Origin of the sequence: Priestia sp. GS2 (assembly GCF_036409025.1) — a bacterium.
Lineage (GTDB): Bacteria > Bacillota > Bacilli > Bacillales > Bacillaceae_H > Priestia > Priestia aryabhattai_A.
The window spans coordinates 3,649,179-3,663,892 of the sequence record NZ_JAZGJX010000001.1 but is presented as its reverse complement, the minus strand read 5'-3'; the positions used below and the strand labels follow the sequence as shown (position 1 = coordinate 3,663,892).

The following is a 14,714-nucleotide window of genomic DNA, read 5'->3' as shown; positions in this document are numbered from 1 at the left end:
ATCTTATTTCTGTTCTTAGTTTCACCTCGTTTAAATAGAATATGAACAAAAAAGAAAGAAAACATGTTGACTGAATGTTCATTCATTATATAAAATGAAGAAAAGTTCATTATTTTCTAAATTTTCATCAGGGAGAGGGAGGGAATTATGTGTCAGCTTTATTGTGGGTCAATCTAATTTTGTTTCTAATTGTAACCGCTTACGCGGCGTCGCTGTTCATTTACTTAATTCGAACCAGGTTGATGTATATTCAATTGGGTAAGAAAGTTGAGTTTGATCAAAAGCTAAAAGAAAGGCTAAACAAAGTCTGGGTTAATGTCTTTGGTCAGAAAAAGTTACTAAAAGATAAGAAAAGTGGAATTATCCACGTTCTTTTTTTCTACGGTTTTATTCTAGTTCAGTTCGGTGCAATTGATTTTATTTTAAAAGGGCTAGTTCCTGGGTCACATCTACCACTAGGTCCGCTATATCCAGGCTTTACATTCTTTCAAGAAATTGTAACTGTATTAATTTTAATTGCTGTTGTATGGGCTTTCCACCGTCGTTATGTTGAAAAGCTTGTTCGATTAAAAAGAGGATTTAAATCAGGATTGGTTCTCCTGTTTATCGGTAGTTTGATGCTTTCGGTACTAATTGGAAACGGAATGTCACTAATCTGGCATGATCATGATTTAGCTTGGACGGAGCCAATTGCGTCATCTGTTGCGTTTCTTTTAAATGGAATCGGTGAAACCGCGTCTATTGTCATTTTTTATGTAGCATGGTGGGTTCATTTACTGGTTTTATTAGCATTTTTAGTGTACGTACCTCAGTCGAAGCATGCACATTTAATTGCAGGTCCAGCGAATGTGTTTTTTAATCGTATTTCTAAGCCGGGGAAGTTAGAGAAAATTGACTTTGAAGACGAGTCTCAAGAAACATTTGGTGTGGGGAAAATTGAAGATTTTACACAGAATCAACTCATTGACTTGTATGCATGTGTAGAGTGTGGACGTTGTACGAATATGTGTCCAGCGACTGGGACAGGAAAAATGCTTTCACCTATGGATTTAATTTTGAAACTGCGCGACCATTTGACTGAAAAAGGAGCTGTCGTGACTTCTAGGGCGCCTTGGGTTCCTACGTATGCTTTTGCCAATACAAAAGGAAATCAGCTTGCTGTTATGGGAGCAAGCCAAAGCAGTAGCGAAGTAGCGGCTACTTTAGAATACAATCCTTCTTTAATTGGAGACGTAATCACAGAAGAAGAAATTTGGGCGTGTACGACCTGTCGAAATTGTGAAGATCAATGTCCTGTAATGAACGAGCATGTGGATAAAATTATTGACCTTCGCCGCTTTTTAGTTTTAACAGAAGGAAAAATGGATCCAGATGCTCAAAGAGCGATGACAAATATCGAGCGTCAAGGAAATCCATGGGGGCTAAATCGTAAAGAAAAAGAAACATGGAGAGAGATGCGAGAAGATATTCATGTACCAACAGTTAAAGAAATGAAGAAAAGCGGAGAGGAATTTGAATATTTATTTTGGGTCGGTTCAATGGGGTCTTATGATAATCGAAGTCAAAAAATTGCGCTTTCCTTTGCTAAGTTGCTAAATGAAGCAGGAGTTAAGTTTGCCATCTTAGGAAACAAAGAAAAGAACTCGGGAGATACGCCTCGTCGACTAGGGAACGAGTTCTTATTTCAAGAGTTAGCTGCGAAGAATATTGAGGAATTTGAAAAGAATGACGTAAAGAAGATTGTCACGATTGATCCTCATGCATATAACATTTTCAAAAATGAGTATTCAGACTTTGGGTTAGAAGCAGAAGTTTATCATCATACAGAGCTTTTAGCACAGCTTGTAAAAGAAGGAAAGTTAAAGCCAAACTTTCCAATTGAAGAAACAGTTACGTTTCACGATTCCTGTTATTTAGGAAGATATAACGAAGTATATGATCCGCCACGTGAAATCTTAAAAGCAATTCCAGGAGTGAAAATAGTTGAGATGGTTCGAAATCGTGAAAGTGGAATGTGCTGTGGTGCAGGAGGAGGGCTCATGTGGGCAGAGGAAACTTCTGGTCAGCGAATTAACGTAGCGCGTACAGAACAAGCGCTAGAAGTAAACCCGGGTATTATTAGTTCTGGTTGCCCTTACTGTTTAACAATGATTAGCGATGGTACAAAAGCGAAAGAAGTTGAAGAAAAAGTAGGAACATATGATGTAGCTGAGCTTTTAGAAAAATCAATCTTTGGAACAAGCGAAGCAAAACAACCTGTTTGATAAGAGAGTTTATTACACAAGCATAAAGGTTTAGAAGCCCCCCAAATGCTACTAAAAGCACGGGGGCTACAACCTTGTAAGGGATAGAAAGTTTGCTTGCCATCAAGTTGAGCAAACGTTCAATCGGAAAAGGGGGAGTTATAGATGAAGAAGTCTGTCATTGTCAGTGCTGTGCGTACGCCTTTTGGTAAATTAGGGGGAGGGCTAAGCTCACTCACTGCCTCAGAGCTCGGTGGCCACGCTATAAAATCGGCGGTTCAGCGTGCTGGTGTAGAGGCAGAAAAGATTGATTCGGTTATTATGGGCTGTGTACTTCAAGGGGGACAAGGACAATTGCCATCTCGTCAAGCGCTGCATCATGCTGGTTTACCTTGGAGTGTGCAAACAGAAACCATTAACAAAGTATGTGCATCAGGGATGAGAAGTGTTATGTTAGCAGACCAGTATATACGTTTAGGTGAAGCTTCGACCATTGTGGCCGGAGGCATGGAGTCTATGAGCAACGCACCATACCTTTTACCAAAAGCAAGATGGGGTTTTCGAATGGGAGATGGCCAAACCAAAGATTTGATGATTCATGATGGTTTAACATGCAGCTTTACAGGAGTTCATATGGGAACTTACGGAAATAGATTAGCAAATGAACTGAATATTTCCCGAGAAAAGCAGGATGAGTGGGCTTTACGTAGTCATCAGTTGGCTGTTCAAGCAGAGAGAGAGGGAAAGTGGCAAGCTGAGCTTGTGGCCATCGATGTAAAAGGACGTAAAGGAACAGAAGTAGTGAAGCAAGATGAGGGGCCACGCCATGATACGTCATATGAAAGACTGAGTACGCTGCGACCAGTATTCGATCATGGTGGAACAATTACGGCAGGCAACGCACCCGGTGTAAATGACGGCGCAGCAGCATTGCTTGTAATGGATGAAGAAGAAGCAAAGCAAAATGGTTATCAACCGATTGCAACGATTATAGGTCATGACTCATTAGCTGTTGAGCCACAAAAATTTCCTGTTACGCCAGGGTTAGTAATAGAGAGAGTGTTAAAGCGTTGTAATAAAACTGTTCAAGATATTGATTTATTTGAGATTAACGAAGCCTTTGCAGCTGTAGCGCTTATGAGCATGCAAGTAGCTAACTTACCTGCTGACAAAGTGAACGTAAACGGAGGAGCTATCGCACTTGGCCATCCAATTGGGGCAAGTGGAGCGAGGATTTTAGTTACCCTTATTCACGAACTAAAGCGCCGTGGGGGTGGCTTAGGAATTGCAGCAATTTGTAGTGGCGGTGGCCAGGGTGATGCTGTGATGGTAGAAGTACATTAAAAAGGGGAGAAGGCCATGGATATTAAGAACGTACTTGTAATTGGAGCAGGACAAATGGGGTTAGGGATTGCCCAAGTTTTTATGACGTCAAATTACCATGTTTCACTTTACGATATGTCAGAAGAACAGATTAAAAAAGGAATCGCATTTATCGATAAGCAGTTAAATCGCCAAGTAGAAAAAGCTGCTATGACACAAGCGGAAAAGGATGAAGTGATGGAGAGATTAAGTCCAATTTCGTCTCTTTCTAAGGCAAAGCAAATAGATTTAGTAGTGGAAGCCGTCGTGGAGAAAATGGAGGTTAAACAAATGCTCTTTAAAGAGTTAGATCAGCTTATGCCACCTCATACAATCTTGGCTACCAATACATCATCCCTACCCATTACCGAAATTGCAGCCGCTACTAATCGGCCTCAACAAGTCATTGGAATGCATTTTATGAACCCAGTGCCTGTGATGAAGTTAGTGGAAATTATTCGAGGGTTAGCTACAAGCGATGAAGTGTATAAAGTAATTCACGAAACGTCTGAGCGTTTAAATAAAGTTCCTGTAGAAGTAGAAGATTTTCCTGGGTTTGTATCAAACCGAATTTTAATGCCAATGATTAATGAAGCAATTTATACGTTATATGAAGGTGTTGCAAGGAAAGAGGATATTGATGCAGTGATGAAGCTTGGCATGCGTCATCCAATGGGGCCGCTGACGCTAGCTGATTTTATTGGCTTAGATACCTGTCTATTTATTATGGAAACACTCCACAAAGGGTTTGGAGATGATAAATATCGACCGTGTCCGTTGTTAAGGAAATATGTAAAAGCGGGTTGGTTAGGGAAGAAAGTAGGTCGTGGCTTTTTTATATATGACAAGTAAGGAGTGATGAAATGCTTGCTTTTACGGATAAACAGCTCAGCTTTCAACAGCTCATTCGTAAATTTGTGGCGGATGAAGTGATAAAAGTGGTGCCCAAAATGGAGAACGGAGAGTTTCCAAAAGAGATGTTAAAAGTCATGGGGAATGCAGGCCTTCTTGGAATTCCTATTCCAAAGGTTTACGGTGGTCAAGAGCTCGATTTTATTTCATATACCATGGCCATCCATGAAATCTCCAAAGTAAGCCCTGCTTTAGGCGTTATTTTATCTGTTCATACGTCCGTTGGTACCAATCCAATTCTTCGCTTTGGAACAGATGAACAAAAGCAGAGGTATGTGACAAAACTATCCAAAGGAGCATATCTGGGCGCTTTTGCTTTAACTGAACCGAATGCAGGCTCTGATGCAGCTAGTTTAAAAACAACTGCTGAAAGAAAAGAAGACCACTATATTGTAAACGGTTCCAAAATTTTTATCACAAATGGTGGAGAAGCAGATACGTACATTATGTTTGCGAAAACTAACAGAAGCTTAGGTTCCAAAGGAATTACCGCGTTTATTGTAGAGAAAAATATGGTTGGGTTTCACGTTGGGAAAGATGAAAAAAAGATGGGGTTAAACGGTTCTCGTACTGTGCAGCTTCACTTTGAAAATATGAAAATACCAGTTGCTAATCGCCTTGGCAACGAAGGAGAGGGCTTTAAGATTGCGATGGCCAATTTAGATGCAGGGAGAATTGGCATTGCAGCGCAGTCCTTAGGGATTGCAGAAGGAGCTCTTTATGAAGCCAAGAAAAATATAGTATTTACTGAAGAAAAAGAGAACATTCTTCAGCAAGGAAAACTTGCTGACATGGAAACTCAAGTGGAAGCAGCTCGACTACTTGTTTATCGCGCAGCTCATTTATATCAACAAGGCATGAAATGTACAAAACAAGCTTCAATGGCAAAGCTTTTTGCTTCACAAGCTGCAATGAATCTTACGACAGAAGCCATTCAGCTTATTGGACTTGGAGGAGCCACACAAGGCCATGCTGTAGAACGTTTATTCCGAGATGCAAAGGTATGTGAAATTTATGAAGGAACAAGTGAAATTCAGCGTATCGTAATCAGTAAATCTTTATAAATTGGGGGAGCTTAACATGTATTTTAAACTATCAGAAGAGCATGAAATGATTCGGAAAATGGTTCGAGATTTTGCTAAGAATGAGGTAGGGCCTACAGCTGAAGAGAGAGATGAAGAAGAGCGTTTTGATCGAGATATCTTTCGAAAGATGAGTGAGCTAGGATTAACTGGCATCCCGTGGCCAGAAGAGTATGGAGGAATTGGAAGCGACTATTTAGCTTATTGTATAGCCGTTGAAGAGCTGTCGCGCGTATGTGCATCAACAGGAGTGACACTGTCAGCCCATACCTCTCTTGCTGGGTGGCCAATCTTTAAGTTTGGTAGCGAAGAGCAAAAGCATAAGTACTTAAAACCGATGGCTCAAGGAGAAAAAATTGGTGCTTACGGACTTACTGAGTCGAGTGCAGGATCTGATGCGGGAGGCATGAAAACGACCGCTGTAAAAGAAGGCGATTTTTATGTATTAAACGGCTCGAAGATCTTCATTACAAACGGTGGAGAAGCGGATATTTATGTCGTGTTTGCCCGTACAAATCCAGCAGAAAAACAAAAAGGAACGAGCGCATTCATCGTGGAGAAGAATACGGAAGGATTCTCTGTTGGAAAGAAAGAAAAGAAGCTAGGTATTCGTTCATCACCCACAACGGAAATTATCTTTGAGAACTGTCGAGTGCCAAAAGAGAATCTACTGGGCAACGAAGGAGAGGGCTTTAAGATTGCCATGATGACGCTGGATGGTGGACGAAACGGTATTGCTGCTCAAGCGGTAGGGATTGCTCAAGGAGCTCTAGACGCAGCGGTGGCGTATGCAAAAGAGCGTCACCAGTTTGGCAAGCCCATTATTGCGCAGCAGGGAATTGCGTTTAAGTTAGCTGATATGGCAACTAGCATTGAGGCAGCACGACTATTAACGTATCAGGCAGCTTGGTTAGAAGGAGAAGGGCTACCTTATGGGAAGGAATCCGCTATGTCAAAACTTTATGCAGGTGATACTGCTATGAAAGTCACGACAGAAGCTGTTCAAGTATTTGGTGGATACGGATATACGAAGGATTATCCTGTTGAGAGATATATGAGAGATGCAAAAATTACCCAAATTTATGAAGGGACTCAAGAGGTTCAGCGTTTGGTTATTTCTCGTTACCTTTCAAAATAAAGAGCGGAGAAGGTGGATGTTGATGAGTAAAAGAGAAGTGCTTACCTCTATTAAGGATGAGCGGTTAATTGAAGAAAGACGGACGCAGATGGTGAAAGGTGCAGTTAGTCTTTTTAAAGAAAAAGGTTTTCATCGAACGACCACGAGAGAAATCGCAAAATCATCAGGATTTAGTATCGGTACGCTTTATGAATACATTCAGTCAAAAGAAGATGTTCTTTATTTAGTTTGCGACAGCATTTATGAAGAAGTAAGAGAGCGCTTAGAAGAGGAAATGCACCTTGAAGGCTATACGGTTCAATGCTTAGAAAAGGCAATTACGCATTATTTTAAGGTGATTAATGAACTTCAAGATGAAGTTCTTGTTATGTACCAAGAAGCAAAATCATTATCAAAAGATGCTCTCCCCTATGTATTAAAAAAAGAGCTTGAGATGGTGGGCATGTTTGAGACATTAATTCGTGGTTGTATCCAAAGCGAGCAATTCCTTCTAGATGACAAAGAGGTAAAGCTGCTAGCCCATCATATTTTTGTCCAGGGGCAGATGTGGGCGTTTAGACGTTGGTGGCTGCAGCAACACTACACGCTGGAAGAATACACAAACATACAGCTGAAGTTTTTGCTAAAAGATTTTTCAGTCCAATCTGTTTAATGGGGAGGCGTCATTATAATGGAGCAAAAGAAAAGAGTACGTTTTGTAACGGCGGCTAGCTTATTTGATGGCCATGATGCGTCTATTAATATTATGCGACGCATTTTGCAATCGTTAGGAGTAGAAGTCATTCACTTAGGCCATAACCGGTCTGTTGAAGAGGTGGTGAATGCTGCTATACAGGAGGATGTTCAAGGAATTGCAATTTCTTCATACCAAGGAGGTCACGTCGAGTACTTTAAATATATGTATGATTTGCTAAAAGAGAAAGGGGCTTCCCACATTCGTATTTATGGAGGAGGTGGTGGAGTTATTATTCCAAGCGAAAGAGAGGAGCTTCACCACTACGGGATTGCTAAAATTTTCTCTCCAGAGGATGGGCGCTTAATGGGGCTACAAGGCATGATTCAGTATATGGTGGACGAGTGTCAGATGGTGGCTGTGCCTGAAGTACCCCCGGTCAATCAGTTAGAAAAAACCAATCATCAAGTCATTGCTCAGTATATTACATTAGTTGAGAATGCGCTTTTAAATGGGGTTATGCAAGAACAAGCGGCAACTCTAGAAGCGATTAAAAGAGATTTAAAATCGGCATCATCTATTCCCATTTTAGGTATAACGGGAACAGGCGGGGCTGGTAAAAGCTCTTTAACAGATGAATTAATTCGGCGCTTTCTAGAAGAAAATGAATCTCTTCATATTGCTGTATTATCAATTGATCCAACTAAGCAAAAAACAGGTGGAGCGCTGTTAGGAGACCGAATTCGAATGAATAGCGTTTCATCGAATCGAGTTTATATGAGGAGTTTAGCAACACGTTCTTCTAAACATGAGCTATCAGCAGCTATTAAAGATGCAGTTGATATTGTAACGACAGCGGGCTTCGACATGATTATCGTCGAAACGAGTGGTATTGGGCAAGCGGATGCTGAAATTAAAGATTTAGCCAATCTATCCATGTATGTCATGACTAGTGAATTTGGTGCCCCATCGCAGCTTGAAAAGATTGAGATGCTTGATTATGCCGACTTTGTTGTTATTAATAAATTTGAGAAAAAAGGGTCTGAAGATGCGAAGCGCCAAGTTCAAAAGCAATATCAGCGTAACCATGAACGATTTGAGGAATCACCAGGCAATATGCCTGTATATGGAACTATTGCCAGTCAATTTAACGACCCGGGAACTAATTATTTATATAATGAGTTGATTCGCACTATTAATCAACAGTTCAATACTCAGCTTAAACCAACTCTATCTACAGATGAAAAACAATCACATACCATTATTCCTCCAGATAAACAGCAATATTTACAGGAGATTGTAAATACAGTGCGAGGCTATCATAGCTATGCAAAAGAGCAAGGGGACTTTGCGCATAAAGTCCATCAAGTAAAAAGCGTTATAAATGAGGTTAGACATAAAGAAAGTCAGCATGAGCTAAAGGAACTTTTGCAAAAATATGAAAACCAGTTATCTAAAGAATCAAAAGAGAAGTTAGAAAGGTGGGAAGAATTAAAGATTAACTATCGTCAACCTACGTTGACAACTTACGTGCGAGGAAAAGAAATCAAAACAGATTTACAAATTGAGACATTGTCAGGATTGAAAATTCCAAAGGTAGCGTTGCCTACATTACGAGATGATGGAGATGTTTTACAGTGGTTATATAGAGAAAACGTTCCAGGTGGATTTCCTTTTACAGCCGGAGTTTTCCCATTTAAGCGAAAAGGTGAAGACCCTAAACGACAGTTTGCTGGAGAAGGCACACCAGAAAGAACGAACCGTCGCTTTCATTATTTGTCAAAAGATGATAACGCGAAGCGTCTAAGCACAGCCTTTGATTCCGTGACGCTATATGGTGAAAATCCAGCGGAACGTCCTGATATTTTCGGGAAAATCGGTGAAAGTGGCGTTAGTATATGTACATTAGACGATATGAAAAAGTTATATGAAGGCTTTGATTTATGTGCACCTTCTACATCGGTTTCTATGACGATTAACGGACCAGCTCCTATTTTATTAGCTATGTTCATGAACGTAGCTATTGCTCAAAAGGTAGATAAAAAAGAAAAAGAGTTGAAACGTCAGCTGAGTCTAGAAGAATACGAAGTGGTAAAAAACGAAGCCTTAACCACGGTTAGAGGAACTGTCCAAGCAGATATTTTAAAAGAAGACCAAGGACAGAATACATGTATTTTCTCTACAGAGTTTGCTTTGAAGATGATGGGAGATATTCAAGAATACTTTACGCAGAATCAAGTTCGTAACTATTACTCTGTGTCAATTTCGGGCTATCATATTGCAGAGGCAGGAGCTAACCCCATTTCTCAGCTTGCTTTTACGCTTGCTAATGGATTTACGTATGTAGAGTATTACTTAAGTCGTGGTATGAATATCGATGACTTTGCACCAAACCTTTCCTTCTTTTTCAGTAATGGACTTGATCCCGAGTATACGGTAATTGGTCGCGTAGCTCGACGTATATGGGCCATTGTTATGCGTGATAAATATGGAGCAAACGAACGGAGTCAAAAGTTAAAGTACCATGTACAAACGTCTGGGCGTTCACTTCATGCTCAAGAAATTCAGTTTAACGACATTCGTACAACACTACAGGCATTAATGGCTCTTCATGATAACTGTAACTCTTTGCATACGAATGCGTATGATGAAGCTATTACAACACCTACGGAAGAATCAGTACGTCGTGCGATGGCTATTCAATTAATTATTACGAAAGAAAATGGGTTAACAAAGAATGAAAACCCGCTTCAAGGTTCTTATATTGTAGAAGAGTTAACAGATTTAGTGGAGGAAGCTGTTTTACAAGAATTTGAACGTATCAATACACGAGGTGGAGTATTAGGTGCTATGGAGCTACAGTACCAGCGCGGCAAAATTCAAGATGAATCAATGGAATATGAGATGAGAAAGCATAATGGTTCCTTACCAATCATTGGAGTAAATACGTATCGTAACCCCAATGAGCAAGGTGATATAAGCGTTAATGATATGCAGCTTGCTCGCGCATCTTGGGAAGAAAAGAATTATCAAATCGAGCAGCTTAAAGCGTTTCAAAAAAAACATATTGGTGATGCAAAGCCAGCGCTTGAAAGGTTAAAAAAGGTTGCCAACAATGGAGAGAATATCTTTGCTGAGCTTATGAATACCGTCCAAGTTGCCAGCCTCGGTGAAATTACACAGGCGCTTTACGAATGTGGTGGGCAGTATCGTCGAAATATGTAAATTGTTTTAGAAACAGAAACTATTAGCTATATAGAGCTAGTAGTTTCTGTTTCATTTTGCAATTTCCAAGAGATTTTTAGAATCGAGGCTAGCATAAATGTATTGAATTTGTTTATAATGAATGGTATGTATTTATTCGTGTCCATCATTTGAACTTATGATGAATTGATTTAATAGATTTTAGATATACATAGAAAGGGCGTGTCACCTTTGAGTTTAGAAAAATACTCAAAAGAAGAATTAAAAGAGATGTCAATGATCGAAATTGCGTATGCGCTGTTAAGTGAGAAAACAGACCGTCAAGCTATTTCATTTCAAGAAATTATTGATGAAATTGTAAAAGCAACAGAGATGTCAGATACAGAATTAAAATCAAGAATTGCTCAGTTCTATACAGATATTAATATCGATGGCCGTTTCCTAACAATTGGTGAAAACTATTGGGGTTTAAGAGGTTGGTATCCTTTTGATCAGGCAGAAGAAGATATTGTACCAGCAGCGAAGCCTAAGAAGAAGAAAGCGAAAAAAGCTGTTGTAGACGAGTTAGATGATTTTGATGATTTAGAAGAAGAAGATCTAGATTTCGATGATCTTGATGAACTAGCTGAAGAAGACGATGACGATGATTTTGACGATTTAGATGAAGAAGATGTTATTGAAGAAGACGAAGAAGAATTTGATGACTTAGATGAAGATCTAGATGAAGAAGATGATGAAGAAGACGAAGAAGACCTTGAATATGAGGATGGAAAATAATCTATCATAATGGTTCTTGACTTTTGTCATTGAAATATGTAGAATCTTTTTTGGGCTCTTTAAACGAGTATTTAAGAAGTTTAAACATATTATATAGAACATTGCTCCCAATCCTGTTATGGCATTGGGAGCAATTTTTTTTTAAAAACTTGGCAACTTGGAGTTAAAAACTATAAAGGCTCTTTGTGCTATCGGGTTTTTGCTTTTTCGTACTGAACAGTTGAATTCTTATTCAAGCATTCTTAGTCATGCTTTCAATAATTTCATACATGATGAATGAATTGTGATTGTTTATGTAAAAACTTTTAGTATTGTACACTTTAACAAATTTAGAGGGGGAAGACCAAATGACAAAATATATTTTCGTAACAGGTGGCGTTGTATCTTCTTTGGGGAAAGGGATTACTGCTGCTTCTCTAGGTAGACTATTAAAAAATCGTGGATTAAATGTAACCATTCAAAAGTTTGATCCATACATTAACGTAGACCCAGGAACAATGAGCCCTTATCAGCATGGTGAAGTATTCGTTACAGATGATGGTGCAGAAACAGATTTAGACTTAGGGCACTATGAGCGCTTTATTGATATTAACTTAAATCGCTATAGTAACGTAACAACAGGGAAGGTTTACTCAACTGTATTGAAAAAAGAGCGCCGTGGTGACTACCTAGGTGGAACAGTTCAAGTAATTCCTCATATTACAAATGAAATCAAAGAAAAAGTATTCCGTGCAGGTAAAGAGACAAACGCAGACGTTGTTATTACTGAAATTGGTGGAACAGTAGGAGATATCGAATCTCTGCCATTCTTAGAAGCTATTCGTCAAATTAAAAGCGATATCGGTCGCGATAACGTAATGTACATTCATTGTACATTAGTGCCATATTTAAAGGCTGCAGGTGAGATGAAAACAAAGCCAACACAGCATAGTGTTAAAGAACTTCGTAGCTTAGGGATTCAGCCAAACGTTATTGTTGTACGTACAGAAATGCCAATTTCTGAAGATATGAAAGAAAAGCTAGCTTTATTCTGCGATATCGATAAAAAAGCAGTTATTGAATGTGCAGATGCAGAAACGCTATACGAAATTCCATTATCTCTACAAGACCAACACTTAGACCAAATCACGTGCGATCACTTAAAGCTAGATTGTAAAGAAGCGGATATGACAGAGTGGAAAGAGCTTGTAGCTAAAGTAAAAGGCTTATCTAAAACAACAAAGATTGCTCTTGTTGGTAAATATGTAGAGCTTCAAGATGCTTACATTTCAGTTGTTGAAGCAATGCGACATGCTGGCTATGCGTTCGATGCAGATGTAAACATCCAATGGATTAACTCAGAGCACGTTACGCAAGAAAACGTAAGTGAACTATTAGGTGATGTTGATGGAATTCTAGTACCAGGTGGATTTGGTGACCGCGGTATTGAAGGTAAGATCGTAGCTACTCAATATGCTCGTGAGCAAAAAGTGCCATTCTTAGGTATTTGCTTAGGTATGCAACTTGCATCTGTAGAGTTTGCTCGCAACGTATTAGGTTTAGAAGGAGCACACTCTGCTGAAATTGCTCCAAGCACAAATTATCCAATCATCGACTTATTACCAGAACAAAAAGATGTTGAGGATTTAGGTGGAACACTTCGCTTAGGCTTATATCCTTGTAAGCTAACAGAAGGAACATTAGCTCATCAAGCGTACCAAGATGAAGTTATTTATGAGCGTCATCGCCACCGTTACGAGTTCAATAACGAATATCGTCAGGAGATGGAGAAGAAAGGCTTTATCTTCTCTGGTACAAGTCCAGACGGTCGTTTAGTGGAAATTGTTGAGTTAAAAGACCACCCATGGTTCTTAGCAGCTCAATTCCATCCAGAATTTACTTCTCGTCCGAACCGTCCACAACCTCTATTTAGAGAGTTCATTCGCGCATCAATTGAATTAGGACAACAACAATAAAATGTGATAAAAAAGACGCTGTGTTACAGCGTCTTTTTGTTATTCGTTTTCATCTAGGATTTCTTTTAATGTAAACGATAAACCATAATAAGCATAAAGGGCCGTCATGAGAGCTGGAAAGCCAAAGCGTTCACCATTATCATCAGGTATAAGAGGTTGTAAAAGATAAGTATTAATGTGAACATCTGATAGGTCATGAATGCTATCACTTTGTACTTCTTTAGGAACGGCACCGATGCTAACAAACGGAATTCCTTCTTTAAGTAGCATATGTGCAACTTCAACTGCTTTTTCATCTGTGGAAAATCTTGTAACAATGAGGACTCGATCGACTGATGTTAAACTGCGAATGTCATCGAGAACTAAAGGTTTTGCATGAGTTAAAGGTTCTGCACTCTGCGTCGCTTCGTACGTCACAGCTTGCATTTCATTTACTCCATAAATATAAATATTGCCTTGTCCAACGGCTGCTTGAGCTAAAATACGAGACCCATCTTCTAAGTTGAGTTCTTCTTTTTCGCCTATGCGTTTAAAATAGCTAGACAATTGTGTTGTGAAAATTTTAAGCATGATAAATTCACCTTTCTCTTTCTCAAGAGTGTTTGCTAATCATTATAGCGAAAAAATATATCCATATTCTAGTGTAAAACAAGTTATAATAAAAAGGTATTAAAAAACGAGGTAAGAATAATGACTGAAATTCCTGTATTTTGTAAGATTTTCTTAAATGAGCAGGGATTTGTCGCTTTATAACGAAATACATATGTTAGTTTTGTCTCAACAAGAGGCGGTATAGAAGGTGGGATTATGTTGACTGAAAAAATCTTAATTGTAGATGACCAGTACGGAATTCGTATTTTACTAACAGAAGTATTGCAAAAGGAAGGGTATCAAACTTTTCAAGCAGCGAATGGGTTTCAAGCGATTGACATTGCAAAAGAACAACAACTTGATCTTGTCTTACTTGACATGAAGATTCCAGGAATGGACGGAATTGAAATTCTAAAAAGATTAAAAGAGTATGACAAGACAATAAAAGTAATTATAATGACCGCTTATGGTGAATTAGATATGATTCAAGAAGCAAAAGATTTAGGTGCATTAACGCACTTTGCAAAACCGTTTGATATTGATGAAATTAGGCAGGTTGTTAGGGAATATATACCATTAAAGTCTAAGTAAGTGCTTACAAACAAGCGTGTTTCTAAGAAATTTTTAATATTAACCTAAAAATCTTGCTGTTTTGTTTTTAAGTTGGTATCCTAATTACTGTATTAATCATTCGACAACATATTGTGTGCAGATACACCGCATTTCTACATGGAATGTCAGATTCAAGAGCATACTACTTTAGGTAGGCTTTTGGTT

General features: G+C 39.0%; 11 protein-coding genes. 10 read left to right on the top strand and 1 reads right to left on the bottom strand.

The window, feature by feature from the left end; translation table 11 throughout:
* Positions 1-149: 149 nt before the first annotated feature.
* From V2145_RS18755 to V2145_RS18715, 9 genes are all read left to right on the top strand, one after another.
* Complete coding sequence (locus V2145_RS18755) at positions 150-2,264, top strand: heterodisulfide reductase-related iron-sulfur binding cluster (RefSeq protein WP_094911008.1); 2,115 nt, start codon at positions 150-152, stop codon at positions 2,262-2,264.
* Between the two features lie 144 nt (positions 2,265-2,408).
* Entirely contained in the window at positions 2,409-3,587 is a 1,179-nt protein-coding gene (locus tag V2145_RS18750) for an acetyl-CoA C-acetyltransferase (protein ID WP_330988099.1), read from the top strand.
* 15 nt (positions 3,588-3,602) lie between these two features.
* A complete protein-coding gene (locus tag V2145_RS18745; protein WP_330988098.1) occupies positions 3,603-4,457 on the top strand; it encodes a 3-hydroxybutyryl-CoA dehydrogenase in 855 nt (284 codons plus the stop codon).
* Between the two features lie 11 nt (positions 4,458-4,468).
* Positions 4,469-5,581: an acyl-CoA dehydrogenase family protein gene (locus tag V2145_RS18740; RefSeq protein ID WP_311856081.1), complete on the top strand. Its 1,113-nt coding sequence runs from the start codon at positions 4,469-4,471 to the stop codon at positions 5,579-5,581.
* Positions 5,582-5,597: 16 nt separating this feature from the next.
* Positions 5,598-6,737 carry an acyl-CoA dehydrogenase gene (locus V2145_RS18735; protein WP_330988097.1) on the top strand — a complete coding sequence of 380 codons (1,140 nt, stop codon included), beginning with the start codon at positions 5,598-5,600 and terminating at the stop codon, positions 6,735-6,737.
* Between the two features lie 22 nt (positions 6,738-6,759).
* Positions 6,760-7,389 carry a TetR/AcrR family transcriptional regulator gene (locus tag V2145_RS18730; RefSeq protein ID WP_094911013.1) on the top strand — a complete coding sequence of 210 codons (630 nt, stop codon included), beginning with the start codon at positions 6,760-6,762 and terminating at the stop codon, positions 7,387-7,389.
* A gap of 18 nt (positions 7,390-7,407) precedes the next feature.
* Entirely contained in the window at positions 7,408-10,635 is a 3,228-nt protein-coding gene (gene icmF / locus V2145_RS18725) for a fused isobutyryl-CoA mutase/GTPase IcmF (RefSeq protein WP_330988096.1), read from the top strand.
* 210 nt (positions 10,636-10,845) lie between these two features.
* Positions 10,846-11,391: a DNA-directed RNA polymerase subunit delta gene (gene rpoE / locus V2145_RS18720; protein WP_311856086.1), complete on the top strand. Its 546-nt coding sequence runs from the start codon at positions 10,846-10,848 to the stop codon at positions 11,389-11,391.
* A gap of 347 nt (positions 11,392-11,738) precedes the next feature.
* Positions 11,739-13,346, top strand: coding sequence for a CTP synthase (locus tag V2145_RS18715; protein WP_094911016.1), 1,608 nt, complete (start codon positions 11,739-11,741; stop codon positions 13,344-13,346).
* 39 nt (positions 13,347-13,385) lie between these two features.
* Here the strand turns inward: V2145_RS18715 and V2145_RS18710 are convergent, their stop codons facing one another.
* Positions 13,386-13,916, bottom strand: coding sequence for a DUF2529 domain-containing protein (locus V2145_RS18710; protein ID WP_094911017.1), 531 nt, complete (start codon positions 13,914-13,916; stop codon positions 13,386-13,388).
* 237 nt (positions 13,917-14,153) lie between these two features.
* Between V2145_RS18710 and V2145_RS18705 the strand changes: the two genes are divergently transcribed.
* Complete coding sequence (locus tag V2145_RS18705; RefSeq protein ID WP_094911018.1) at positions 14,154-14,528, top strand: response regulator; 375 nt, start codon at positions 14,154-14,156, stop codon at positions 14,526-14,528.
* Positions 14,529-14,714 lie beyond the last annotated feature (186 nt).

Excerpts from the sequence above, each read along its gene's own strand:
- V2145_RS18710 (WP_094911017.1), bottom strand. The coding sequence starts at position 13,916 with ATGCTTAAAATTTTCACAACACAATTGTCTAGCTATTTTAAACGCATA.
- V2145_RS18740 (WP_311856081.1), top strand. The coding sequence starts at position 4,469 with ATGCTTGCTTTTACGGATAAACAGCTCAGCTTTCAACAGCTCATTCGT.
- icmF (WP_330988096.1), top strand. The coding sequence starts at position 7,408 with ATGGAGCAAAAGAAAAGAGTACGTTTTGTAACGGCGGCTAGCTTATTT.
- V2145_RS18735 (WP_330988097.1), top strand. The coding sequence starts at position 5,598 with ATGTATTTTAAACTATCAGAAGAGCATGAAATGATTCGGAAAATGGTT.
- V2145_RS18750 (WP_330988099.1), top strand. The coding sequence starts at position 2,409 with ATGAAGAAGTCTGTCATTGTCAGTGCTGTGCGTACGCCTTTTGGTAAA.
- V2145_RS18705 (WP_094911018.1), top strand. The coding sequence starts at position 14,154 with ATGTTGACTGAAAAAATCTTAATTGTAGATGACCAGTACGGAATTCGT.
- V2145_RS18730 (WP_094911013.1), top strand. The coding sequence starts at position 6,760 with ATGAGTAAAAGAGAAGTGCTTACCTCTATTAAGGATGAGCGGTTAATT.
- V2145_RS18745 (WP_330988098.1), top strand. The coding sequence starts at position 3,603 with ATGGATATTAAGAACGTACTTGTAATTGGAGCAGGACAAATGGGGTTA.
- V2145_RS18715 (WP_094911016.1), top strand. The coding sequence starts at position 11,739 with ATGACAAAATATATTTTCGTAACAGGTGGCGTTGTATCTTCTTTGGGG.